The following is a 22,799-nucleotide window of genomic DNA, read 5'->3' as shown; positions in this document are numbered from 1 at the left end:
CGGATTAATTCAGCCTCCGCCCAGGTGCAGCCAGACCTCGGAGGCAAGGAACATAAAGGTGTTTAGTCGCTGCTTTTCTAGGGCGGCGTATTGTACGAAATCACATCCCTCACTGCAACTGACCGCTTTAAATGTTTTTCCCGATGGAAATCATCAGAAACAATAATTGATAATGATTATCACTTAGATCTATTCTCTCTCCATATCCTTATGGAGGGTGATGCCATGCAACCCGCACTGACGACTACGATTCCAGCCCGCAAATTCAAGCTAACCCTGCTCGGGCCTGCCTTTATCGCCGCCATCGGCTATATCGACCCGGGCAACTTCGCCACCAATATTCAGGCGGGCTCTACCTTTGGCTACCAACTGCTCTGGGTAGTGGTATGGGCAAACTTGATGGCCATGCTGGTGCAAACCCTCTCGGCCAAACTCGGTATCGTCACCGGCAAGAATCTGGCGGAGCACATCCGCGACCGACTGCCAAAACCGGCGGTCTGGGCCTACTGGGTGCAGGCAGAGATCATCGCCATGGCCACCGACCTCGCCGAATTTATCGGCGCCGCAGTCGGCTTCAAGCTGCTGCTTGGCGTGACCTTGCTTGAAGGGGCCTGCATCACCGCCGTGGTGACCTGGGGGATCCTGATGTTGCAATCCCGCGGCCAGAAACCGCTGGAGTTCGTGGTCGGTGGCCTGTTGCTGTTTGTCGCGGCGGCCTACATCGTCGAGCTGATCTTCTCCCGCCCCCATCTGCCCAGCCTGCTGGAGGGCGCCCTCTTCCCCGGTCTGCCCAACAGCGATGCCGTCTATCTGGCCGCCGGTGTGCTCGGTGCTACCGTGATGCCCCACGTTATCTACCTGCACTCGGCACTGACCCAGCACACGCAGGATCAGGGTTCAGTCAGCCAGCGGCTGCACACCACCCGGGTCGATGTGGCGATTGCCATGACTATCGCCGGCTTCGTCAATCTGGCGATGATGGCGATGGCGGCCGCCGCGTTCCACAGCACGGGCCACCAGCAGGTAGCGGAGCTGGAATCCGCCTATCAGACCCTCACTCCCCTGCTGGGTCAGGCAGCAGCCACCCTGTTTGGCCTCTCGCTGGTCGCATCCGGCATCAGCTCTACCGTGGTAGGGACCCTGGCCGGGCAAGTGGTAATGCAGGGTTTTGTCCGCTTTACCATCCCGCTCTGGCTGCGTCGCGCCATCACCATGGCTCCCGCCTTCGTGGTAATCGCCATGGGTCTCAACACCACCGAAATTCTGGTGTTGAGTCAGGTGATCCTGAGCTTTGGCATCGCGCTGGCCCTGATCCCGCTGTTGATGCTGACCGGCGATCGCGCCCTGATGGGGGAGTATCGCAACCACCCCGTCACCCAGGCGGTAGGACGCCTTATCGTTGCGCTGGTGATCGGGCTCAACGCCTATCTGCTGGTTGCCATGATCTAGCGAACCGTAAAACCGAGAAGAGGGGCTCATTAACACTGGTTAATGAGCCCTTTCGCACTCTGGCGTATGCTGCCGCTTTCTCTTCTCATTTATCGTTGCGGGAGTCTTGCCATGGAACATACCCGAGCCAGCTTCGTACTGGGCCATCATCAGGAGCAGGCCAGCGTGGTCTGCTGCCAGCGCGGTGACACCACGCTGCTGGTCACCGACCTCACCCCCTTTCATCCCCAGAGCCACCTCTGGCCCGATCAGCCGGGGGACGTGGGCCATGCTCGCTGGGAAGGGGGCGAAGCCGCCATTGGCCCCTGCCGGATGGGGGCTATCAGCCCTGATGGCGAGCTGTTCGTCGATACTGCCATTCCGGTCAAGCGGAGCGCAGAGGGGTGGCGTTTCGTGGTGGTCCACCCGCTGACCGGAGACCACGCGCTAGCCGTTGGCAGCCAGGTCGAATTGCAAGTAGATAGCGCCGCCCGCCATGCCCTGAGTCTGGGCCATAGCGGCTGCCATCTGGCCGCGCTGGCGCTCAATCGAGTACTAACTCCCTACTGGCGCAAGGAGGTAAGCGAGCGTGATGCACTGGGCCAGCCCGACTTCGACCGCCTGGCTATTCAAAGCTCGCGGGTCGAGCCTTGCGGATCACGGGAGCAGTACCGAATCGGCAAGAGCCTGCGCAAGAAGGGGGTCAACAGCGAGACGCTGCTGGCAGATTTGGCGGTGATTGAAGAGAAGGTCAACCAGCAACTGGCCGACTGGATCGCAGCCGGAGGCGAGATCCGCCGTAGCCGCGCTGGCGAGGCGATCATCGATTCCCGTTACTGGCACTGCATGCTGGAAGGCCAGGAGGTCACCATCCCCTGTGGTGGCACTCATGTTGCCTCGCTCGCCGAGTTGGGGGAGGTCAAGGTACAGCTCACTCAAGTGGAAGAGGGCTGTGCCATGCTGACACGGGTCACGCCAACCGGCGCCTGAGTCGCTGACTTGCCCCCTCAGGGCTCACGCCCAAATTGGCAATAGAAAAGTATCGCAAAGAGGGGGCATCATCATGCCCCTCAACGCCCGTCATGACGGGCCGATGCTTCTCTTTTAACCACTCCCTGATTAGAATGCGCCTCCCACAGGAGGCACATCACCCATGAGTAGTACCCAACTACGCACCACCCCTGATCGACTTCGTTATCTGGTTCTCTACGAAGGCATCGGGCTGGCACTGGTCGCGCCGCTGATCAGCCAGCTGTTCGGTCAGGGCGTCGCCGAGGTCGGTTCACTGGCCATCTTCTTCTCCATCGTCGCCACCGCTTGGACCTACGGCTGGAACCTGTTGTTCGACAAGGGGTTGCTCAAACTGTGCGGGCGCACCAACAAGCGACCACTGGACCGCTTCCTGCACGCGTTTGGCTATGAGGCGAGCTTTATGATGCTCTCCCTCCCCTGCGTCATGTTCTGGCTCGATTTGGGAGTGTGGGACGCCCTGATGCTGGATCTCGGCTTCGTCGCCTTCTACCTCGTCTACATCATGGTCTTTACCTGGGCCTATGAGCGGATCTGGCCGCTGCCATCCACTCCGCAAACGGCATAAGGCCTCAGCCGCAATGAGGCCGACAGAAGAAACCAAAAAGGCAGGAAAAGCCAGGGAGCACTAAAACCGGAAGGATGGGAAAGCCCCATAAAAACAATGCCAGTCAGCGAGCTGACTGGCATTGGACAAAACAGACTTTCGGACTTACTTGACGGCGTCTTTCAGAGCCTTGCCAGCCACGAATGAAGGCACGTTGGCAGCAGCAATCTGGATCTCTTTACCAGTTTGCGGGTTACGACCGGTGCGGCCTGCGCGGTGGGTGACCTTGAAGGTGCCAAAACCGACCAGTTGCACAGCATCGCCTTCTTTCAAGCTCTGGGTAATACCATTGATGATCTCTTCCAGAGCCACTTTGGCCTGAGCTTTGCTCAGATCTGCTTTGGCGGCAATCGCATCGACAAGTTGAGCTTTGTTCATAACATTTCCTTTATGATCGGGCATTTAGCGCTGGGTCACTCTATGCAAAAAAAAACGCACAGGCAAAGCCTTTATCGAGCCGAACGCGTCAAACGCTGGGGTTTTCATCAAGATCTGCGGAAATAGTCACATTCCACACGCGAAAAACCGTGAGCAGGCCTGAAACCTGCTAGCACGCAGACACAATCCGCTGGCTATTTCTTCGCCACTTAACATTATCCCCCCATGGCTATTGACGCTTGCCCAGATTTTCCCTAGTTATAGGTTGTGTCACTGCTCAAACGGCTCGGAATACCGAACAATCGGCCAGCCTTTGCCCCACGGAGGGATAGGGATTATGTTGACGAAACTGGAACAGACCAAGCAGGCGCTGGCAGGCAAGCATAAGGCTATCGACGACTGGCTGGATGCAAGGCAAGCGTTGCTGGTTGGATACATGCAGCTGGCAGGCCTCACTCCGGCGCGGACCAAGCAACGCAGCCTGCCCAAAACAGAAGAGCTGCATCAGTTTTGCGACCGCCTGGTCGACTATGTCAGTGCAGGCCATTTCGAGATCTACCACCACGTCGTCACCGCCTTCGAGCAAGCCAGCGGCGAAACACTGGAGCTGGCCAAGCGCATTTATCCCCATATTCGTGCCACTACCGAGTTTGCCCTCGAATTCAACGACAAATACAGTGATGCCGACGAGGCCCAACTGCTACTGCTCGATGATGACCTCAACGAATTGGGCCCGGTACTGGAGGATCGCTTCAAACAGGAAGATCGCCTGGTCAAGGCACTCCATGTGGTGGAGTTCCTCAGTGCCCAGCAAGCCTGATTGCTATTTTCGGAGCAAGTTCAAGATACTGGCAGCCAAGGTGCATTACACTCAGAGCAATGATTCCCTGTGTCCAGCTGATTCCAAACTAGGAGATGAGCATGTCTGAGCGCCGCCGTTTTGCACGGATCCTCTATTTGACCACGGCCGAACTCACCCAGGGGGAGCACAAGTGGCAGACTCAGCTTGTCGACATATCCCTGCAGGGCGCCCTGTTAATCCGACCGGATGATTGGGAGAGCCGTGACAACAAGGAGTACCAGCTCAGTTTTGTCCTGAGTGGCAGCGACATCGAGATCAAGATGCAGGTCGAGCTAACCCATGAAGCCAGCAAGAAGCTGGGGTTCTACTGCCACCACATCGATATCGACAGCGCCACCCACCTCAAGCGGATGATAGAGCTCAACGTAGGTGACGAAGAGCTGCTGCATCGGGAGCTGGAACAGCTGTTGAACGAGCATCAGGAGCACAACCAGTCGTAACGACGCCCGGCCAGACATGGTGCTCTTTTCTGTTCATTCAGCCTCTATTGCTACGGTTATAACGCCTCGAGCGCCTCTGATAACTTCTTGACCGGCACCACTTCCATCCCCTCGATAGGATGCTTGGGGGCATTGGCGTGCGGCACGATGGCACGACGAAAACCGTGTTTGGCCGCTTCCTGCAGCCGCTCCTGACCAGAGGGGACAGGACGGATCTCCCCTGAGAGCCCCACTTCGCCAAACACCACCAGATCCTTGGGCAGCGCCTGATCCCGGAAACTGGAGACCATCGCCAGTAGCAGCGCCAGATCCGCACTGGTCTCCTCGACCTTGACCCCGCCAACCACGTTGATGAAGACATCCTGATCCGCCATCTGCAGCCCACCGTGACGGTGCAGCACCGCCAGCAACATGGCGAGCCGGTTGTGATCCATCCCCACCGCTACCCGACGCGGGTTGGAGAGCTGGGAGTAATCCACCAGCGCCTGCAACTCCACCAGCAGCGGCCGGGTGCCCTCCCAGATCACCATGACGATGGAACCGGGCGCCTGCTCCTGCCCCCGACTGAGGAAGATGGCGGAGGGATTGCTCACCTCGCGCATCCCCTGTTCAGTCATGGCAAAGACCCCCAGCTCGTTGACCGCACCGAAGCGGTTCTTGTGAGAGCGCAGAGTCCGAAAACGGGAGTCATGGCCACCGTCAAGCAGCACAGAGCAGTCGATGCAGTGTTCCAGTACCTTGGGGCCAGCCAGACTGCCATCCTTGGTCACATGACCCACCATGAAGATGGCCACATGGTTCTGCTTGGCGTAACGGGTCAGTAACGCTGCTGCCTCACGCACCTGTGAGACCGAACCGGGAGAAGATTGGACATCCGCCACATGCATCACCTGAATGGAGTCGATCACCATGATCTGCGGCTGCTCCTGCTGGGCAATCAGGCAGATCTGCTCAACGCTGGTCTCGGAGAGCATCCGTAGCTTGTCGGTAGGCAAACCAAGGCGGTTGGCCCGCATTGCCACCTGCTGGAGCGACTCCTCACCGGTGACATAGAGAGTTTTCATCCGCTCTGCCAGACCACACATGGTCTGCAGCAGCAGGGTCGATTTACCCGCCCCCGGGTTACCACCGATCAGAATCGCCGAGCCGGGCACCACACCGCCACCAAGCACCCGATCCAACTCCTTGAAACCGGAAGTAAAACGGGGGATTTCGGTGGTGGCGATCTCTGCCAGTGTCTGTACCTGACTGCCGACCGCGCCGGCATAACCGGTGTAACGGGCACTCTTGCCTGCGGGAGTGACGGAGCCAAGGCGTACCTCGGTGATGGTATTCCACTCCTTGCACTCGCTGCATTGACCTTGCCAGCGTGTGAAGTCGGCACCACATTCGGAACAAACATAAGCAGTTTTATTTTTAGCCATTGATAACTCGGGGACAGGATGAATTCCTGCTTGATATACTTGTTTGCGACCGACAGATCAAACCCAGAATCGGAAAAGTGACTTTCCGTGGCAGGAACACATGGATTCAGTACACCAACAACATCTGATTGAACAACTTGTACCCCTGCTGCGGGAGAAAGATTTCGAAGAGATCTTCAACCGTCTGACCCAGGACGAAAACAGTAACGGCCGTTTTCTGATCAAGATGGAGCTCAATCGCAAATGCTCCCCTTGCCGCAGGGTTATCGACATGCGCGATGAACTGGAGGACGAGTGCCTGGTGCACGAGTTCGACGGTATCACCCACTTTATGCCGGCCGAGGCCATCGGACTGTTTCAGTCCCAGTGCTATCTCTACCGTGACGCCTATACCCTTGGCGTTTACGAAGCGCTGCAACAATGGCAAAAGAACCATCACCACGCCCGGGTGGATGGCCTGCTGCAACCCCCTGTCAGCCCCTTCCGGCAATACGACGTCAACACCATCGTCTTTGCCAGTTACTACGGGCGACGACAAGAGCGGATGCACTTTAGCTCGCCCTTGCTCATCAAACTTCATGACGGGGAGAAGTTGTTCGCCAAAAGTTCCGATCTTTCCCTCGGCGGCATGAGAGTCTCGGTCCCCTATTTGCCCAATTACCAGACCGGCGCTCAGGTCGAGGTCTTCTTTACCGGGCTAGAGCGGGATCACCCCAATCCGGTGCTGCATCAGCCGGTCGGTTACCAGATCCTCGGTGAAGAGAGCAAGGAAGGGAAGTATTGGCTGAGGCTGGTACGCTCCGGTGAGCAGCCCGCCTTCGATGCCTTCCTCAGCGACTTTATCGAAGCCAACAAGATCCGCTATCGGGTCAGCGTCGACTATCTGCTCTCCGCCGCCATCATCAAGGGATATGAGCAGTTCTACCTGCCACGGATGACCGGCATGCCGCTCTTCTTCAGCACAGGAGATTGTCCCTCACTCGAGATAGCACTGCGCACCGAGAACAACCAGCACCTGCTGGAGTATTGGCGCGACGAGAAAAACCGCGATGCCCTGGCGGGACTCTTCTCAGCAAAACGGATGAAACGCCTCTGCCCTGCTCCCGGCACCACGACCGAAACCCTCATCTACTGCTTCACCCACACGGTACGCAGCCATATCTATTTCTTCTCTGCCACTGCTGAAGAGCTGCGCCAGAGTGGTCTCACCGCCCTCTTCTTCCAGGTGGGCTCCCGACGTCCCAGCTGGCGTGTCTACAAGTTTTCACTGGAGGCGTGTGAATCGCTGGAGGCAGATGTAGGGCAGTTGCAGGGGGTCGAAAATTCGCAACTGCAGGATATTCTGTTACTCGAGCGTCTCAAACTGATTGGGTATTGCGGCCTGCTGCAGGAGATCAGTCTGGAGTCCCAACGGGAGGAGTTCCGCCCGGAGGGCGAGCTGGGCAATAATGCCAATGAATTGCAACGTTTTGGTCACGAGCTGGGCGTTGCCCCCTTCGAGATTGAATCCCTGCACTATGTCCAGTTGCGCAAGGAGCTGCGCTATATCCACAAAACAGCCGTTGCCATCCATCACAATGGCAAGTCATGGCTTGGCTGGACCCGAGATATTTCTGCCCATGGCCTGCAGGTCGAGCTGGAAGATGCCTTTATCGGCGAGAAAAACGATGTGGTGACCATCGCCCTGCCCCGTCTGCAGGAGTTATCCAAGAGCATGGATCTGCAGCATCTCTCCTACCGGCTGGTTAGTCTCAACATGACTCGCACCGTGCTGCACCTCTGTATCGACGGGGATTCCGATCGTCATACCGGTCGTCAGTTCTTCAGCCTGCTGATCGAGAGCAACCAGAACAAGCTCAAGGCGGCGCAGGAGCAGCGCCGTTATCGCGGACTGGCGCGAGCCCTGCGCAATATTTACACCCACCACCTGTTCAACTCACCGGTCTATATCAACAAACTGAAGGGTGCCCCCAAGCCAGCCGCCATCGGCAAGTCACTCACTCCGCGCAGCCTGCAACAACTGTTAACCGCCTGTGCCGAGCAACCTGAGCAGGAGAACCTCTATCCGCTGTTTCAGGGGGAGTTGTTCAAGGAGCTGCTGATGAATCCGTTGCGAGCCATCGAGCGGGAGGACAAACCGCGTGAAGATGAGGTCTATATTGCCAGCATCCAGACCAAGGCGGGCCTCCCCATCTTCACCAGCCGCCTCGCCAGCAGCTTTAGCAACCTAAAAGAGAAGCGCCAGTTCATCGAGCTGGCACTGCAGCAGGGAGAATTCTACTCGGTGCTGGTCGGCATCTCCCGCACCGGACGCCCCGACACCAACTTCATTGCCAATGAGCTGGACTACATCGCCAAGTTCGCCATTCACAAGGCAAAGCGGCTGGAAGAGGAGTTGTGGAGTGTCGTGGGGGTTGGCGAGCTGACCGACACCACCCAGGCAACTCTGTTCCGGTTCGGCATCACGCAGCCGCCCCGCTGATCCCATCGACACGGGCGCACTATGTGCCCTGTTTTTTGTCATGCTGCCTGCGGATTGAGCAGCCATTCCAGGATCCGGGGAAAGTGATCCTCCTGCGCCTGCGGGGCGGTCAGCATATTGATGTGGTCATAGTCAAGCCGGTTGCCATTATCACGCCCCAGGCGGGTGTGACGAGCAGCCGAGCCTATCTCGTCGCTGAAACGGCGCACATCGGTCGGATGGCCCAATACCTTGTCGGCTCTGGCAGAGATCATCCAGAGTGGCGGCCAGTTGACCCGTGCCGCCCCCTCGTCATAGGCAAAACCGTCGTGAGGATCCCGCCAGGGGCCACACTTGACCCAGGGGATGGTCTCCTGCAGATAGCGCAGCGGCTCGTCGTCAGCACCGATCTTCAGAGTACGAGCCGCCAGAAAACCACGGCGGCGAGCCAGCCAGGGGGCCAGCCGATTCCAGATCAGATCCACCTTCAGCCAGCGCTCGGGATTGTGCACCGACACACCGCGCTTGGTGCCAAAAAACAGCAGACTGGCCACCTGCTCCGCCAGCTCGGGGAAGCGCACCAGGGTCGAGGCCATGATGACACCGCCCCAGGAGTGGGCCACCCAGTGCACCTTGAAGCCATGATGGCACTCGGCAATCCAGCGATGCAGGGCGGGCAAGTCCTCGGTGATTAGCTCGTGCTGGCCGTGCTCCGCCAGCTCGGCGATGGCCGGAGTGCTGAGCCCCCGTCCCCGCAAATCAGCCACATAGACCTGATAGCCGTGGCGGGCCAAAAAACAGGCCAGCCCCTTGCCCGATTCGCTGTAAAAGATGCGGCCGTTCTCGATGGCGCCGTGCACCATCAGGATCGGCTCGCCATGCACGGCGACCCGGGGTTTGATGTGGCGAACATGCAGTTGATGGGCGCCACAGGGGATAAACAGAGACTGCTGCAACAATTCCATTTTTATTGGTTTCCTCCTTGAAACACAGTCAGCGCTTGTCCCAGCGTTGTTCGCTGCAGGCCCGCGCCGCCAGCAGGCAGATCACCCCCTCCAGATCGTGATGATTGAGGGTGGCCGCAGCCTGCGCCCGCACCAGCGGCTTGGCATGAATAGCAATCCCAAGACCTGCCACGCCCATCATCTTGAGATCGTTAGCACCATCGCCGATGGCCACGGTCTGGGCGGCAGCAATGCCGTACTCCTGAGCAAGCTGCTGTAACACCTCGGCCTTGACGCTGGCATCAACGATGCGCCCGCTCACCTTGCCAGTCAGCTGACCCCCTTCCACCGCCAGCTCGTTGGCGAAGATAGCATCGAGCCCCAGCGCCTGCTGCAACTCGCCGGCAAAACGGGTAAAACCGCCGGAGGCGATGGCCACCTTCCAGCCAGCCTCTTTGAGGGTATCGACCATCAGTTGCAAGCCGGGCATCCACGGCATGTTGGCGGCCACCTCGTCGAGAATGGTGACCGGCGCTCCAGCCAGCAGGGCCACCCGGTTGCGCAGACTGTCGGAGAACTCCAGTTTGCCCTGCATGGCAGCAGCTGTTACCGCCGCCACCTGATCGCCGACCCCCGCCAGCCGCGCGATCTCGTCGATGCACTCGATACGGATCGCGGTGGAATCCATATCCATCACCAGCAGGCCGGGCTCGTTCAGGGTCGGTAGCGCGGGCAGATGGCAGAGATCGATCTCCCACTCACCGCTCTTGAGCTCGGCCACCAGCTCGGCAGAAAATCTATCGCAGCCAAGCAGTAGCAACGGCACGCCCGCCACCTCGGTGGGAGGATAGAGGGTGGCCGCCAACTTCTGTGCAGCCAACAGTGGCGACAGACGCGCCAGATGGGAGGCGCCCAGCCCCTTGCCAAACAGCACCAACCAGCCGCTAGTCTGCGGGGTCTCTGTCGGTTGCAACGCATCTGCGTGGAGCTGCCAACAGGGTGAGCCGGACAACAACGCGGGCCAATCGGATAACAGAGGGGGGAGCCGGGACAACAACATAAGGGATACGCCTTCCTTGGTGATCAGGGGGTTAACAATGCTGGCCCAGAGTAGCGTATTGCTTTTTGTACAGGCAAGCGCCAAGATCCCGCCACTCCTTGTTACCATGAGGTCTCGCGCTTGCAGCGTCATCTTCCCATCAAACGTGTTCTCAGCCTGGGTGCCGGTATCCTGCTCGGATGCTGGGTGCTCGGTGTGCTCATCCATATGCAGGGTGAAAGCCAGGCCTCGCTGCACAGCGAAGCGCGCAACCGGGCACAGGCGCTGGTCGCCTATGCAGCCCGCGACATGAAACGCTGGATCAAGGAGGAGAAGAGCAGCGAGCTGGAGCGGCTGGCGCGGGATCTGGCGGCGGAGCCGGAGATCCTCGATGCCACCCTCTACGACGGACGCGGCATTCCCCTCGCCCAATCGGAGCAGGCGGTGCCGCTGGAGAGCCTGCTGCCCATCGGCAGCGATAACAAGTCACTACCGGAGCAGGGCAAGGGGCGGATCCAGTTCGTGCAGGAGATCCGGGATGGCGAGCAGACCATCGGCTTCCTGCGCATCACCCTGGAAGAGCAGCAGATGCTGGCAGACAAGGACACCCGGCTCAAGGTGGTGCAGGAGAAACAGCGGCTGATGCTGCTGGTCGCCCTGCTGGCCGGAGTGCTCATCTCCTACGGCGTGCGCCGCAACTACATGCGGGTGCGCAAGCACAAGAAAAAGAGTACGCCCCCCGCGCCGCCTCCGGAAAACTGATGGCGCAACCAGAGAGCAGATACAAAAACGGCGGCCAGAAGGCCGCCGTTTCTTATTCGCAAGGGAATTACTTGTCGCCCAGCAGGACGGAATCCAGCGCGATTTCGATCATGTCGTTGAAGGTCAGCTGACGCTCTTCAGAGGTGGTCTGCTCACCGGTACGGATATGGTCGGAGACGGTGCAGATGGTCAGCGCCTTGGCACCGTACTCTGCAGCCACGCCGTAGATACCGGCGGCTTCCATCTCGACACCCAGGATGCCGTATTTTTCCATGACGTCGAACATGGAGGGGTCCGGAGTGTAGAACAGGTCGGCGGAGAAGATATTACCCACACGCACGGCAACGCCCTTGTTCTTGGCGGCCTGTACAGCGTTGGCAACCAGGTCGAAGTCGGCGATGGCAGCGAAGTCGTGATCCTTGAAGCGCAGACGGTTTACTTTGGAGTCGGTGCAGGCACCCATACCGATCACCACGTCACGCAGTTTCACGTCTTCACGCACGGCGCCACAGGAGCCCACACGGATCAGGGTCTTCACACCGTAATCGGTGATCAGCTCTTTGGCGTAGATGGAGCAGGAGGGGATACCCATGCCGTGCCCCATTACAGAGATACGACGGCCCTTGTAGGTACCGGTGAAACCGAACATGTTGCGCACGTCGCAGATCTGCTCGACGTTCTCCAGGAAAGTTTCAGCGATGTACTTGGCGCGCAGGGGGTCGCCCGGCATCAGCACGGTATCAGCAAAGGCGCCATCTTTCGCATTGATATGAGGAGTTGCCATTCTCTTGATTCCTTCACACTAGGTTGAGTTTTATTGTTTTATAAATTGCCCGCCGCCGAAGTGGCGGGCGGGTAAATTACAGGAAGCTGGTACCGTACGCCAGTTTCGGCAGGCCGTGATAAGCCGCGATGCTCTGGCCGATATCGGCAAAGGTCTCACGACGACCAACGGAGCCAGCCTTGACCGGCTTGCCGAAGAACAGCACCGGAATGTATTCGCGGGTGTGGTCGGTGCCACCCCAGGTCGGGTCACAGCCGTGGTCGGCAGTCAGCACCACCACGTCGCCATCCTGCAGCAGATCAAACAGCTCCGGCAGGCGGGAATCGAAATACTCCAGCGCACCGGCATAACCGGCAACGTCACGGCGGTGGCCGTAGGAGGAGTCGAAGTCGACGAAGTTGGTGAAGACGATGGTGTTGTCACCAGCCGCTTTCACCTCTTCCAGCGTGCGATCCCACAGCTCGGTCAGACCGGTCCCTTTCACCTGCTTGGTGATGCCCTGCTGGGCATAGATGTCGGCAATCTTGCCGATGGAGACCACCTGGCCACCCGCATCTTTCATGTAATCCAGCACGGTCGGCGCCGGCGGCAGCACTGAGTAGTCGTGGCGGTTGCCGGTACGCTTGAAGTTGCCCTTGCCAGTGCCGACGAACGGACGCGCAATCACGCGGCCGATGTTGTAGGGCTCCAGCAGCTCGCGCACTATGTGGCACAGCTCATAGAGCTTCTCGAGGCCGTAGGTCTCTTCGTGGCAGGCAATCTGGAACACGGAGTCGGCAGAGGTGTAGAGGATCGGCTTGCCGGTCTTCATGTGCTCTTCGCCCAAATCGTCCAGCACCTGGGTACCAGAGGCGTGGCAGTTACCGAGATAGCCCGGCAGACCAGCCTTCTCGACGATGGCGTCCAGCAGCTCCTGCGGGAAGCTGTTGTGGTGATCCTTGAAGTAGCCCCACTCGAACAGCACGGGCACGCCGGCGATCTCCCAGTGACCGGACGGGGTGTCCTTGCCGGAGGAGAGCTCCTGAGCAAAGCCGTAGGCACCGACCACCTCGATATCTTTCTTCAGCCCTTCCGGGAAGTAGCCGGAGGCCTGCTCGCAGGCGTGGCCCAGACCCAGCTTGTTGAGGTTGGGCAGATTGAGGGCGCCACGGCCTTCAATTTCACCTGCCGCACACGCCTTGGCGATATGGCCAAGGGTGTTGGCGCCCACATCTCCGAACTTGTCGGCGTCGGCAGCAGCGCCAATACCGAAAGAGTCCATCATCAGAATAAAGGTACGTTTCATGGGTCTTCCCCTTGTTACAAATCGGCCAGGGTGATACGGCGGTACACTTCAGGCAGTGCTTCCGGCCGCTCGCCACCAATCCGGACAGCCGCCTGCACCATGCTGGCAGCCTGAGCATATTGCTCTTCAGTCTGAGCGTGGATCATCGCGATCGGCTTGTCAGCATCAACACTTTGACCCAGGCGGATAAAGTCGGTCAGACCGACCGCATAATCAAGTTTGTCACCGGCAGCGCGGCGACCACCGCCCATGGCGACCACGGCCAGCCCCAGATCGCGGGTATCCATGGCGGTCACAAAACCGCTATTGGCCGCGAAGACCGGGCGTACGATGGCTGCCTTGGGCAGGTAAGCGTCGTAACGCTCCATAAAATCGGCCGGGCCACCGAGACCTGTCACCATGCGACCGAAGATCTCGGCCGCCTTGCCGTTATCCAGCACCGCCTGCAGCTTGGCACGGGCATCACGCTCGTCGCTGGCAAGACCGGCGGAGATCAGCATCTCGGCGCACAGCGCCATGGTCACTTCGTGGATCCGCGGGTTGCGGTATTCACCTGTCAGGTAACGCACCGCTTCACGTACTTCCACCGCGTTACCGGCGCTGGAGGCCAGCACCTGGTTCATATCGGTCAAGAGCGCAGAGGTGCGGCAACCGGCACCGTTGGCCACTGCCACAATGCTCTTGGCCAGCTCTTCGGAGGCTTCGAAGGTTGGCATAAAGGCGCCGGAGCCCACTTTCACATCCATCACCAGCGCTTCGAGCCCGGAGGCGAGCTTCTTGGAGAGGATGGAGCCGGTGATCATGGCGATGGATTCGACGGTTGCAGTAATGTCACGTACTGCATAGATACGCTTGTCAGCGGGGGCCAGATCGCCGGTCTGGCCGATGATGGCGACACCCGCCTCTTTCACCACTTTCAGGAAACGGTCGTTGTCGACCGAGGTCTGGTAGCCGGGAATGGCATCCAGCTTGTCGAGGGTACCGCCGGTATGGCCCAGACCACGACCGGAGATCATCGGCACGAAACCGCCACAGGCAGCGACCATCGGGCCAAGCATCAGAGAGACCACATCACCCACACCGCCGGTGGAGTGTTTGTCGACAATCGGGCCACCCAGATTGAGGTGATCCCAGGTTAGCACCATGCCGGAGTCGCGCATGGCGCAGGTCAGGGCGACCCGCTCATCCATGGTCATGTCTTTGAAGTAGACCGCCATCGCCAGTGCAGCGATCTGCCCCTCGCCGATGGTGTTATTGGTAATGCCCTGGACGAAGAATTGAATTTCTTGGGTACTGAGCGCTTCACCGTTGCGCTTCTTGCGAATAATTTCTTGAGGCAAAAACATCTTTCATTCCCTCCGCCATTGCTGGCGTTACACAAGCCTGAATCCTTGCCCGCACACCGCATGGTGGGGGCTAACAGGGCGGACAGCAGTCCGCCCTCTCATCAACCTATTAGTAACCGCTGGTGTTGGCCGGCTTGTCGCCATGCCCCAGAGTGGCCAGCAGACTGGCCAGCAGGCTGGATGCACCAAAGCGGAAGGTACGGGCAGATACCCAGTCGTTGCCGAGGATCTCTTCGGCCATGGCCAGATACTGACCGGCAACGGCGGCATCTTTCACGCCACCGGCAGGCTTGAAGCCGACTTTCGGATTCTTGGCCTTGATCACTTCCATCATGATGCGTGCCGCTTCTGGGGTCGCATTGACCGGCACCTTGCCGGTGGAGGTCTTGATGAAGTCGGCACCGGCATCGATACAGATTTCGGAAGCGCGACGGATCAGCGCCTCTTCTTTCAGCTCGCCGGTTTCGATGATCACTTTCAGCAGCACGTTGGCACCGCAGGCCTCTTTACAGGCTTTGACCAGATCAAAACCGATCTGTTCATTACCAGCCATGAAGGCGCGGTACGGGAACACTACGTCCACTTCGTCGGCACCGTAGGCGACCGCGGCACGGGTCTCGGCCACGGCGATCTCGATGTCGTCGTTGCCGTGCGGGAAGTTGGTCACGGTCGCAATGCGTACGTCGGCAGCGCCGATCTCACGCAGGGTCTTGCGAGCGATAGGGATAAAACGGGGGTAGATGCAGACGGCGGCGGTCAGGCCAGCCGGTGACTTGGCCTTATGGCACAGGTCGATCACCTTCTGATCGGTGTCGTCATCGTTCAGGGTGGTCAGGTCCATCAGGTTCAGAGCGCGCTGAGCGGCCACTTTCAGATCAGTCATTCTGTTCTCCAAAGTCTCGATTTAATCCAGATAACCGGGCACCACCATACCATCCAGCGATGGATGCACAGGCAGTAATCCCCAGCTATACGGGAATGGAATTACAGTGCGAAGGCACCGGCACTATCGGGATGCTATTCAAAACACCCTGCAGGCACTGCGACTGTAAATAAGGCAAGAGCCCTGTCACTTTCTTACAAAAGTGCGGACTTGGTTCCATGAAGACTTGAGAAAGGCCGACAACATCTGACCCGACTTCCCAATCAATTCCATTTGACCGCCAACACCCGATTTCATCGAGTATTAGTCATTGCCAGCACCCTGCTGGCAACGCCTATTTCAGCCGAGATACCCCCTGTTTGCAAGCCGGATTTGCCAATTTCAGAGGTACCTCACATCTGACAAATCCAGGTCTAAAAAAGCCTTACGAAAAGAAACGGGTCAGGATCCATGAGTAGGCCAATCCCCCCAGATAGACCCCGACGATCCCCATTACCCCGGACAAAACGGGAGGCGCCGGGATCGGCAATTTGAGGAAAGAAAACAACAAACCAACTATAAAGCCGGCCACCATCGCCAGTAGCACTTCATTCATATAACCTCCGATTTGACTCATTTTATTATTAGTTTAGATAGGAAAACGGTTGTCACCGCTCCATACGCGAACGCCACGGCAGATGCCGTGGCGTTCGTGTTTATACCCTGTCAGTCAGGCGGCGATTACATGCCGGACAGTGCCAGGAAGAAGCCTGCGATAGTGGCAGACATCAGGTTGGACAGAGAGCCAGCCAGTACGGCTTTCAGACCAAAGCGTGCAATGGTGCCGCGGCGGTTCGGCGCCATGGACCCCAGACCACCCAGCAGGATGGCAACAGAGGAGAGGTTGGCAAAACCACACAGTGCGAAGGAGATAATCGCCTTGGTGTGATCGGACATGGCCACACCGTTGATCAGCACTTCGTCTTTCAGGTACGGAGCGAAGTTCAGGTAAGCCACGAACTCGTTCACTACCAGCTTCTGACCGATGAAGGAACCGGCAACCACTGCTTCATTCCAGGGCACACCGATCAGGAAGGCCAGCGGGGAGAAGATCCAGCCCAACAGCAGTTCCAGAGAGAGTTGCGGATAACCGAACCAGCCACCCACACCGGAGAAGATGCCGTTGATCATGGCGATCAGACCGATGAAGGCCAGCAGCATGGCGCCGACGTTCAGGGCCAGTTGCATACCGGCAGAAGCGCCAGCAGCAGCAGCGTCAATGACGTTGGCAGGCTTGTCATCCAGCTCGGCATCGGCAGAGCTTTCGTCGTAGTTCGGGGTCTCGGTCTCGGGAACCAGCAGCTTGGCGAACAGCAGACCACCCGGTGCAGCCATGAAGGAGGCAGCAATCAGGTACTCCATCTTCACGCCCATGGAGGCGTAACCGGCCAGTACGGAACCGGCAACGGAAGCCAGACCACCACACATGACAGCGAACAGCTCGGAGTCAGTCATCTTGGCGATGTAAGGACGAACCACCAGCGGCGCTTCGGTCTGACCGACGAAGATGTTGGCAGTTGCAGACAGGGATTCGGTGCGGGAAGTTCCCAGTACTTTCTGCAGACCGCCGCCCAGCAACTTGATGACCATCTGCATGATGCCCAGGTAGTAGAGCACGGCAATCAGGGAAGAGAAGAAGATGATGACCGGCAGAACACGGAAGGCAAAGACAAAGCCGCCGCCGCCGAACACTTCAAACATCTTGTTGCTGACCAGACCGCCAAACAGGAAGTCGATCCCGTTCTGGCCGTAGCTGATCACGCTGGATACCGCGTCGGACACGCCGACCAGGATATCGCGACCAACCGGAACATAGAGAACAAACGCCCCCAGACCGGCTTGAATTGCGAACGCACCGACAACGGTACGCACGTTGATTGCCTTGCGATTGCTGGAGAACAGCACCGCGATAAGGACGAGCGTCGCCATCCCTACCAGACCCATGAACAAATTCATTATTATCTTCCTCTAGTAGCACCTGGCTTGTTAGCGAGTTGTTATTAAACCCAACTAATCAAGGGGAGCGCATTATACTAATTAAAGTCCGATAAAATAGAATGCTGGTCACATTTTATCGTTATCAAAATGTCCAAGTGTCACAAAATTAGACAGCAAACGATTTTTACGCTCATTTTTTTTCCTGACAACTAAATCAGGTGTTGCGAATTTGTTTCATGGCAATGGGTCGTGATGGAAAATATGCCGGGCAGTTTCAAATAACACCTTAGCAACATCTACCGATGATTCCTCCCGCAAAGTCATCAATATTTCAGCTATTTTCGGCAGCGCTTCCGGGGTATTCCGAGTGCCTTGCTCATCTTGTAACGGCATATCGGGCGAATCGGTTTCCAGCACCAGGGCCTCGAGCGGCATAGCACGAAATACCTCTCGCGTCTTGTTCGCCCGCTCAAAACTGATTACCCCGCCCACCCCGAGCCGAAAGCCCAGTTGCCAGAAAGCCTCCGCCTGCTGCAACGAACCGCTGAAAGCATGAATCACCCCGCCACGAGGCGGCTTGAAGCGGCGCAACAGCTTGACCACAGTGTCATTGGCGCGCACCGAGTGGATCATCAGGGGGAGCCCAGCATCAGCAGCCAGCCGGATCTGAGCCTCAAACAGCGCAAGCTGCCCCTCCTGCGGCACGTGAGAACGGAGGTCCAGCCCGCACTCACCAATGGCCACCAGCCTGGCAGGTTGACTCATCACCAACGCTCGCAGCCGTTCCATCACCCCCTCCCGCTGCTCACCGGTATACCAGGGATGAATGCCCAAACCATAAAAAAGGCCGTCATGCTGATCTGCCAGTGCCATCACACGAGTCCAGTTATCCTCTGCGATGGCAGGAATGATATACTGCGTCACCCCTAATGCCCGGCAACGGGCCAGCAGCGCCTCCCTGTCCTGGTCGAACACCGGAAAGTCGAGATGGCAATGGGTATCTATCAGCTGCATATCACTCACACCTGTTTGCGGTATTTAATGGGTCATTGAACATGATGAACAACAGAAACAACGGCTTTACCCTGATTGAACTGGTGTTGGTGATCATAGTGCTGGGGATCCTGGCCGTCACCGCCCTGCCACGCTTTATCAATATCAAGGATGATGCCCTGAAAAGCACGGTCTCGGCGACTGCTGGCAGCTTTGCCAGTGCAGTTCAACTGGCAAATGCCGGCTGGTCGGTGAAAGTGAAGGGGGAGTCTATCGGGCTCTACAACTTGAGTAGCTTTGGCAAAGGCGATCTTGATATTAATCGCTATGGTTGGCCTGTAGGCACGAAAGAGGACTATAACCAAGCGCCAGATACAACATTTCCACCTGGCTCTAACGAAAACCAGATCTCTGTTAACAACGAAGATGACTGCAAGCTACTCTTCACTGGATTACTTGATACAGAGCAGACTGTTCCTGACTTAGACAATAACAACACTGAAACCGACTATAGTTCCGAACTTATTATTGCAGATGACCAAACTGAGATCGGAGGGTTAGAGCATCACAACTGCCGCTATATCCTGCGTGATTCTATCGGCCGCTTCCCGGATCACCCCAACGGCCTCGGCTTCGAGTACAACAGTGTTACCGGTGCCGTGACCCGCAATTTTGATTGAGCTCAGCCTCTTCTGCGCAAGCTCGCTCTTTGCTTGAGTCCTCATTATAACGAACCGGTGTGCAGCAGCGCCGGTTCTCCTGAGTGAGCCCCCACTCCTCGCACCACGCATCGTAACGGGCCAGCCAACGCAGCAATACCCCTTTCATCGTCACACCTCCGCCAACAGGTTCAGGTCAAAAACCATCCTAATCAGAGTCGACAAGGGGAGCAAGCCATCCCAATTTTTGCGGTCGGTTGAGATAGAAAGAGCCGGTCAGCATGGCTGACCGGCTCTTTTAAGATTCCCTGAAGAGGTTATCAGATGAGCGATAGCTCATCCGCCTCAAAGGCTCTTCAGTTTCTCTTCCGGCAGAGCCAACTCGTCGTTGTGGTTAACACCGATGCCACGCTCCAGCACATGACGGGCGATGGCGTGCGCTTCTTCCAGCGAGTGCATGCTGTAGGTGCCGCACTGATACTCGTTCAGCTCGGGGATCTTGGCCTGATCCTGCACGGTCAGCACGTCGCTCATGGCCGCCTGCCAGGCTGCGCCAACACGGGCTTCGTCCGGCGCGCCGATCAGGCTCATGTAGAAGCCGGTACGGCAACCCATGGGGGAGATATCGATGATCTCCACGCCGTTGCCATTCAGGTGATCACGCATAAAACCGGCGAACAGGTGCTCCAGCGTATGGATACCGCGCTCGGAGAGGATCTCCTGGTTCGGCACACAGAAACGCAGGTCGAACACGGTAATGGTGTCCTTGTTCGGGGTCTGCATAGTCTTGGCCACACGCACCGCTGGCGCTTCCATACGGGTGTGGTCAACGGTAAAACTGTCCAATAACGGCATTTCTGACTCCTGATTGGGTTACCAGAACCAGCCCCCGCGGGAGAGCTGATCCTTGCATTGTCGATACTGGGCGCCGTAGCGCTGGGCGCGAGCCTCTACCTTGCGCGAGGTTTTCATCAACCACCCCTTGCTGCGATAGCTGCCACGCCGGTAGCCACCCCACCCTTCGTGATAGTTGAGGTACTGGCCATAGGCATCCCACTTGGAGGTGCCATTGAGCCGCTGGGCCTTGTTAGTGTACCAGCCCATAAAATCGATGGCGTCGGCAAAGTCATCGCGATCGCTCCAGCTATTGCCGGTCTCTCGCTGGTAATCAGCCCAGGTCTCGTCTTTCACCTGAGCGTAGCCATAAGCCGAGCTCGCCCGCCCGGTCGGAATAAAGAGGAAATACTCCATCGGCGGCTGGGCGTCGTGTACGAAGGAGGACTCCTGATACATCATGGCCATCACCACATGGATCGGCGTCCCCCACTTCTCGTTCATCTTGAGCGCGGCCTTGTGCCACTCCGGCTTCTCGCGAAAGATCTGGCACAGGTTTTCCGGCTGAGCCGGCGGGCGGGTACTGCACGCAGTGAGTACTGCCAGCAGGCCTGCCACCGCCACCATGCGCTTTCGGGACATCAGAGCAGAACTTGATTTGCTCTCCTGAACATAACGAGGCAAAAACGACATCAGATAGCGTCTTCGTTCTCTTCGCCGGTACGGATACGAATGACGCGCTCCACCTCGCAAACGAAGATCTTGCCGTCACCAATCTTGCCGGTGCGGGCGGTGTTCTGGATCGCTTCCAGACAAGCATCGAGATCCTCATCCTGCACCACCAGCTCCACCTTCACTTTCGGCAGGAAGTCGACCATATATTCGGCGCCGCGATAGAGCTCGGTATGGCCCTTCTGGCGGCCGAAGCCTTTGACTTCGGATACGGTCATGCCGTTGATGCCGATCTCTGCCAGGGCCTCGCGCACATCGTCCAGCTTGAACGGTTTGATGATGGCTTCAATCTTCTTCATGGTGACTCCTTACCAGTTCTGTTTGCCGAACCCGGATGTAATGGGGTAACGGCGATCCTTACCAAAGTTGCGAGCCGTAATGCGGGGCCCGACCGCCGCCTGACGGCGCTTGTATTCGTTGAGATCCACCAGTCGGATCACCTTGCGTACCACAGCTTCCTCGAAGCCCTCCGCCACCATGTCGGCGACCGAGGCATCCTCTTCCACGTAGCACTTGAGAATGGCATCGAGGATGTCGTATGGGGGCAGACTATCCTGATCCACCTGATCCGGCGCCAGCTCCGCTGAAGGAGGACGGTCGATAACCCGCTGCGGGATCACATAGTCGACCGAGTTGCGATATTCGCACAATTTGAATACCAGCGTCTTGGGCACATCTTTCAGCACGTCGAAACCGCCCGCCATGTCACCGTACAGGGTGGCATAACCGACCGCCATTTCGCTCTTGTTACCGGTGGTCAGCACGATACGGCGACGCTTGTTGGAGAGCGCCATCAACAGCACGCCGCGGCAGCGGGCCTGCAGGTTCTCTTCGGTCGTATCGCGAGCGGTACCTTCAAACAACGGCGCCAGATGGGTCATAAATCCTTCGAACATCGGCTCGATGGAGATGATGTTGAACTCAACCCCCATCCGCTCGGCCTGCTCCTTGGCATCCTCCACGCTCATCTGGGCGGTATAGCGGAACGGCATCATCACCGCCTGCACCTTGTCGGCCCCGATGGCATCGGCCGCGATGGCCAGCGTCAGCGCCGAGTCGATACCGCCGGATAGGCCCAGTACGGCACCATGGAAACCGTTCTTGGTGACATAGTCGCGCACCGCCAGCACCAGCGCCTGATAGGTCTCGGCCAAGGGTTCCAGCGGCGCAGCGGGCTCCCGTTCTTTCACCGGCTGGCCATCGGCAAAACGTACCAGCGCCAGCTCTTCGGCAAACGGGGCCAGTTTGTGGGTCAACTCGCCCTGGCTGTTGAACACCTTGGAGCAGCCGTCAAAAATCAGCTCATCCTGACCGCATACCTGATTGAGGTAAACCAGCGGCAGACCGGTCTGATCGCAGCGCTCGGCCATCAGCTCGCGGCGGATCCAGGGTTTTTCCTGATCGTATGGCGACGCATTGATGGTGAGCAGCAGCTCGGCACCCGCCGCCTTGGCAGCCAGCGCCGGACCCGGCTGCCACAGATCTTCACAGATGAGCAGCCCCAGCTGGTGACCACGGAACGGCACCACGCAGGTCTCGGTTGCCGCGGTGAAGTAGCGCTTCTCATCAAACACGCCGTAGTTGGGCAAGTCCTGCTTGAAGTAACGGGCAATCAGCTTGCCCTGCTCATAGAGTGACGCCGCGTTGTAGAGCGCCTCCCCTTCACGCCAGGGATGCCCCACCAAAATGGCACAGTTGCCCTGCCATTCGGCAACACGAGCCAACGCGGCTTCGACCCGGATCATCAGATCGGCGCGCAGCAGCAGATCTTCCGGTGGATAGCCGGTCAGGGCCAGCTCGGAGCAGACCAGCAGATCGGCACCTTGCTGCTCGGCCTGAGCCGCCGCAGCGAGCACTTTGTCAGTGTTATCTTCGATGGCGCCTACCGTCAGATTCAACTGGGCAAGCATCAGAGAGAGGGCTTTTGCCATG

23 protein-coding genes are annotated in these 22,799 nt (G+C 58.2%); 8 read left to right on the top strand and 15 right to left on the bottom strand.

Annotation, left to right across the window (positions count from 1 at the left end):
- Positions 1 to 225 precede the first annotated feature (225 nt).
- The 3 genes from G5195_RS07690 (at position 226) to G5195_RS07680 (ending at position 3,025) form a co-directional block, all read left to right on the top strand.
- Positions 226 to 1,449: an Nramp family divalent metal transporter gene (locus tag G5195_RS07690; RefSeq protein WP_421222213.1), complete on the top strand. Its 1,224-nt coding sequence runs from the start codon at positions 226 to 228 to the stop codon at positions 1,447 to 1,449.
- A gap of 111 nt (positions 1,450 to 1,560) precedes the next feature.
- Positions 1,561 to 2,418, top strand: coding sequence for a hypothetical protein (locus G5195_RS07685; RefSeq protein WP_421222215.1), 858 nt, complete (start codon positions 1,561 to 1,563; stop codon positions 2,416 to 2,418).
- 163 nt (positions 2,419 to 2,581) lie between these two features.
- A complete protein-coding gene (locus tag G5195_RS07680; protein WP_064337327.1) occupies positions 2,582 to 3,025 on the top strand; it encodes a PACE efflux transporter in 444 nt (147 codons plus the stop codon).
- Positions 3,026 to 3,169: 144 nt separating this feature from the next.
- Here G5195_RS07680 and hupA read toward each other — a convergent pair whose 3' ends face one another.
- Positions 3,170 to 3,442 (bottom strand): nucleoid-associated protein HU-alpha, encoded by a 273-nt coding sequence (hupA, locus tag G5195_RS07675; RefSeq protein WP_005340484.1) that lies wholly within the window; start codon positions 3,440 to 3,442, stop codon positions 3,170 to 3,172.
- 337 nt (positions 3,443 to 3,779) lie between these two features.
- Here hupA and rsd point away from each other — a divergent pair, with 337 nt between their 5' ends.
- Entirely contained in the window at positions 3,780 to 4,262 is a 483-nt protein-coding gene (gene rsd, locus G5195_RS07670; RefSeq protein ID WP_216952872.1) for a sigma D regulator, read from the top strand.
- A 101-nt stretch (positions 4,263 to 4,363) separates the two neighbouring features.
- Positions 4,364 to 4,744 (top strand): PilZ domain-containing protein, encoded by a 381-nt coding sequence (locus G5195_RS07665; protein ID WP_216952871.1) that lies wholly within the window; start codon positions 4,364 to 4,366, stop codon positions 4,742 to 4,744.
- A 56-nt stretch (positions 4,745 to 4,800) separates the two neighbouring features.
- Here the strand turns inward: G5195_RS07665 and radA are convergent, their stop codons facing one another.
- The gene (gene radA / locus G5195_RS07660) at positions 4,801 to 6,168 is read right to left on the bottom strand and encodes a DNA repair protein RadA (protein ID WP_005341318.1); all 1,368 of its coding nucleotides are present in this window, start codon (positions 6,166 to 6,168) and stop codon (positions 4,801 to 4,803) included.
- 100 nt (positions 6,169 to 6,268) lie between these two features.
- Here radA and G5195_RS07655 point away from each other — a divergent pair, with 100 nt between their 5' ends.
- Positions 6,269 to 8,650, top strand: a complete 2,382-nt coding sequence (locus tag G5195_RS07655) for a PilZ domain-containing protein (RefSeq protein WP_421206094.1) — start codon at positions 6,269 to 6,271, stop codon at positions 8,648 to 8,650.
- A gap of 38 nt (positions 8,651 to 8,688) precedes the next feature.
- On the opposite strand, the gene G5195_RS07650 is transcribed toward G5195_RS07655, so the two are convergent.
- Both G5195_RS07650 and serB read right to left on the bottom strand, forming a co-directional pair.
- Complete coding sequence (locus tag G5195_RS07650; protein ID WP_421222217.1) at positions 8,689 to 9,594, bottom strand: alpha/beta fold hydrolase; 906 nt, start codon at positions 9,592 to 9,594, stop codon at positions 8,689 to 8,691.
- 28 nt (positions 9,595 to 9,622) lie between these two features.
- Entirely contained in the window at positions 9,623 to 10,633 is a 1,011-nt protein-coding gene (gene serB, locus G5195_RS07645; RefSeq protein ID WP_421222218.1) for a phosphoserine phosphatase SerB, read from the bottom strand.
- A gap of 120 nt (positions 10,634 to 10,753) precedes the next feature.
- Between serB and G5195_RS07640 the strand changes: the two genes are divergently transcribed.
- Positions 10,754 to 11,374 carry a YtjB family periplasmic protein gene (locus tag G5195_RS07640; RefSeq protein ID WP_005348965.1) on the top strand — a complete coding sequence of 207 codons (621 nt, stop codon included), beginning with the start codon at positions 10,754 to 10,756 and terminating at the stop codon, positions 11,372 to 11,374.
- A 67-nt stretch (positions 11,375 to 11,441) separates the two neighbouring features.
- On the opposite strand, the gene deoD is transcribed toward G5195_RS07640, so the two are convergent.
- From deoD to G5195_RS07605, 7 genes are all read right to left on the bottom strand, one after another.
- Positions 11,442 to 12,158: a purine-nucleoside phosphorylase gene (gene deoD, locus G5195_RS07635; protein ID WP_005340471.1), complete on the bottom strand. Its 717-nt coding sequence runs from the start codon at positions 12,156 to 12,158 to the stop codon at positions 11,442 to 11,444.
- A 76-nt stretch (positions 12,159 to 12,234) separates the two neighbouring features.
- Positions 12,235 to 13,443: a phosphopentomutase gene (locus G5195_RS07630; protein ID WP_123173778.1), complete on the bottom strand. Its 1,209-nt coding sequence runs from the start codon at positions 13,441 to 13,443 to the stop codon at positions 12,235 to 12,237.
- A gap of 14 nt (positions 13,444 to 13,457) precedes the next feature.
- On the bottom strand, positions 13,458 to 14,789 hold the full coding sequence (gene deoA, locus G5195_RS07625; protein WP_421222219.1) for a thymidine phosphorylase: 1,332 nt from the start codon (positions 14,787 to 14,789) through the stop codon (positions 13,458 to 13,460).
- A gap of 109 nt (positions 14,790 to 14,898) precedes the next feature.
- A complete protein-coding gene (gene deoC, locus G5195_RS07620) occupies positions 14,899 to 15,672 on the bottom strand; it encodes a deoxyribose-phosphate aldolase (protein WP_005340468.1) in 774 nt (257 codons plus the stop codon).
- 424 nt (positions 15,673 to 16,096) lie between these two features.
- The gene (locus tag G5195_RS07615; protein ID WP_005340467.1) at positions 16,097 to 16,267 is read right to left on the bottom strand and encodes a XapX domain-containing protein; all 171 of its coding nucleotides are present in this window, start codon (positions 16,265 to 16,267) and stop codon (positions 16,097 to 16,099) included.
- Between the two features lie 125 nt (positions 16,268 to 16,392).
- Positions 16,393 to 17,667, bottom strand: coding sequence for a NupC/NupG family nucleoside CNT transporter (locus G5195_RS07610; RefSeq protein ID WP_005340466.1), 1,275 nt, complete (start codon positions 17,665 to 17,667; stop codon positions 16,393 to 16,395).
- 216 nt (positions 17,668 to 17,883) lie between these two features.
- Positions 17,884 to 18,663, bottom strand: coding sequence for a TatD family hydrolase (locus G5195_RS07605; protein WP_216952865.1), 780 nt, complete (start codon positions 18,661 to 18,663; stop codon positions 17,884 to 17,886).
- 41 nt (positions 18,664 to 18,704) lie between these two features.
- On the opposite strand from G5195_RS07605, the gene G5195_RS07600 reads away from it, so the two are divergent.
- On the top strand, positions 18,705 to 19,322 hold the full coding sequence (locus G5195_RS07600) for a type II secretion system protein (protein WP_421172251.1): 618 nt from the start codon (positions 18,705 to 18,707) through the stop codon (positions 19,320 to 19,322).
- Between the two features lie 324 nt (positions 19,323 to 19,646).
- On the opposite strand, the gene luxS is transcribed toward G5195_RS07600, so the two are convergent.
- The 4 genes from luxS to G5195_RS07580 are packed head-to-tail and all read right to left on the bottom strand — an operon-like array spanning position 19,647 to position 22,798.
- Complete coding sequence (gene luxS, locus G5195_RS07595) at positions 19,647 to 20,156, bottom strand: S-ribosylhomocysteine lyase (RefSeq protein WP_005340462.1); 510 nt, start codon at positions 20,154 to 20,156, stop codon at positions 19,647 to 19,649.
- An 18-nt stretch (positions 20,157 to 20,174) separates the two neighbouring features.
- Positions 20,175 to 20,777: a transglycosylase SLT domain-containing protein gene (locus tag G5195_RS07590; RefSeq protein ID WP_421222221.1), complete on the bottom strand. Its 603-nt coding sequence runs from the start codon at positions 20,775 to 20,777 to the stop codon at positions 20,175 to 20,177.
- A 50-nt stretch (positions 20,778 to 20,827) separates the two neighbouring features.
- A complete protein-coding gene (gene glnB, locus G5195_RS07585) occupies positions 20,828 to 21,166 on the bottom strand; it encodes a nitrogen regulatory protein P-II (protein WP_005308848.1) in 339 nt (112 codons plus the stop codon).
- Between the two features lie 9 nt (positions 21,167 to 21,175).
- Positions 21,176 to 22,798: an NAD+ synthase gene (locus G5195_RS07580; RefSeq protein ID WP_421235999.1), complete on the bottom strand. Its 1,623-nt coding sequence runs from the start codon at positions 22,796 to 22,798 to the stop codon at positions 21,176 to 21,178.
- Position 22,799: the final 1 nt, after the last annotated feature.

This window comes from Aeromonas sp. 601039, assembly GCF_049174415.1.
Taxonomy (GTDB): Bacteria; Pseudomonadota; Gammaproteobacteria; order Enterobacterales; family Aeromonadaceae; genus Aeromonas; species Aeromonas veronii_A.
Note: the sequence above shows the minus strand (reverse complement) of the source record. Positions and strands in the feature narration are given on the sequence as shown.

What these genes read in the sequence shown, in the direction of transcription:
- G5195_RS07690 (WP_421222213.1), top strand. Translation starts at nt 226, where the DNA reads ATGCAACCCGCACTGACGACTACGATTCCAGCCCGCAAATTCAAGCTA.
- G5195_RS07685 (WP_421222215.1), top strand. Translation starts at nt 1,561, where the DNA reads ATGGAACATACCCGAGCCAGCTTCGTACTGGGCCATCATCAGGAGCAG.
- G5195_RS07680 (WP_064337327.1), top strand. Translation starts at nt 2,582, where the DNA reads ATGAGTAGTACCCAACTACGCACCACCCCTGATCGACTTCGTTATCTG.
- hupA (WP_005340484.1), bottom strand. Translation starts at nt 3,442, where the DNA reads ATGAACAAAGCTCAACTTGTCGATGCGATTGCCGCCAAAGCAGATCTG.
- rsd (WP_216952872.1), top strand. Translation starts at nt 3,780, where the DNA reads ATGTTGACGAAACTGGAACAGACCAAGCAGGCGCTGGCAGGCAAGCAT.
- G5195_RS07665 (WP_216952871.1), top strand. Translation starts at nt 4,364, where the DNA reads ATGTCTGAGCGCCGCCGTTTTGCACGGATCCTCTATTTGACCACGGCC.
- radA (WP_005341318.1), bottom strand. Translation starts at nt 6,168, where the DNA reads ATGGCTAAAAATAAAACTGCTTATGTTTGTTCCGAATGTGGTGCCGAC.
- G5195_RS07655 (WP_421206094.1), top strand. Translation starts at nt 6,269, where the DNA reads ATGGATTCAGTACACCAACAACATCTGATTGAACAACTTGTACCCCTG.
- G5195_RS07650 (WP_421222217.1), bottom strand. Translation starts at nt 9,594, where the DNA reads ATGGAATTGTTGCAGCAGTCTCTGTTTATCCCCTGTGGCGCCCATCAA.
- serB (WP_421222218.1), bottom strand. Translation starts at nt 10,633, where the DNA reads ATGTTGTTGTCCCGGCTCCCCCCTCTGTTATCCGATTGGCCCGCGTTG.
- deoD (WP_005340471.1), bottom strand. Translation starts at nt 12,158, where the DNA reads ATGGCAACTCCTCATATCAATGCGAAAGATGGCGCCTTTGCTGATACC.
- G5195_RS07630 (WP_123173778.1), bottom strand. Translation starts at nt 13,443, where the DNA reads ATGAAACGTACCTTTATTCTGATGATGGACTCTTTCGGTATTGGCGCT.
- deoA (WP_421222219.1), bottom strand. Translation starts at nt 14,789, where the DNA reads ATGTTTTTGCCTCAAGAAATTATTCGCAAGAAGCGCAACGGTGAAGCG.
- deoC (WP_005340468.1), bottom strand. Translation starts at nt 15,672, where the DNA reads ATGACTGATCTGAAAGTGGCCGCTCAGCGCGCTCTGAACCTGATGGAC.
- G5195_RS07615 (WP_005340467.1), bottom strand. Translation starts at nt 16,267, where the DNA reads ATGAATGAAGTGCTACTGGCGATGGTGGCCGGCTTTATAGTTGGTTTG.
- G5195_RS07610 (WP_005340466.1), bottom strand. Translation starts at nt 17,667, where the DNA reads ATGAATTTGTTCATGGGTCTGGTAGGGATGGCGACGCTCGTCCTTATC.
- G5195_RS07605 (WP_216952865.1), bottom strand. Translation starts at nt 18,663, where the DNA reads ATGCAGCTGATAGATACCCATTGCCATCTCGACTTTCCGGTGTTCGAC.
- G5195_RS07600 (WP_421172251.1), top strand. Translation starts at nt 18,705, where the DNA reads ATGATGAACAACAGAAACAACGGCTTTACCCTGATTGAACTGGTGTTG.
- luxS (WP_005340462.1), bottom strand. Translation starts at nt 20,156, where the DNA reads ATGCCGTTATTGGACAGTTTTACCGTTGACCACACCCGTATGGAAGCG.
- G5195_RS07590 (WP_421222221.1), bottom strand. Translation starts at nt 20,777, where the DNA reads ATGTCCCGAAAGCGCATGGTGGCGGTGGCAGGCCTGCTGGCAGTACTC.
- glnB (WP_005308848.1), bottom strand. Translation starts at nt 21,166, where the DNA reads ATGAAGAAGATTGAAGCCATCATCAAACCGTTCAAGCTGGACGATGTG.
- G5195_RS07580 (WP_421235999.1), bottom strand. Translation starts at nt 22,798, where the DNA reads ATGGCAAAAGCCCTCTCTCTGATGCTTGCCCAGTTGAATCTGACGGTA.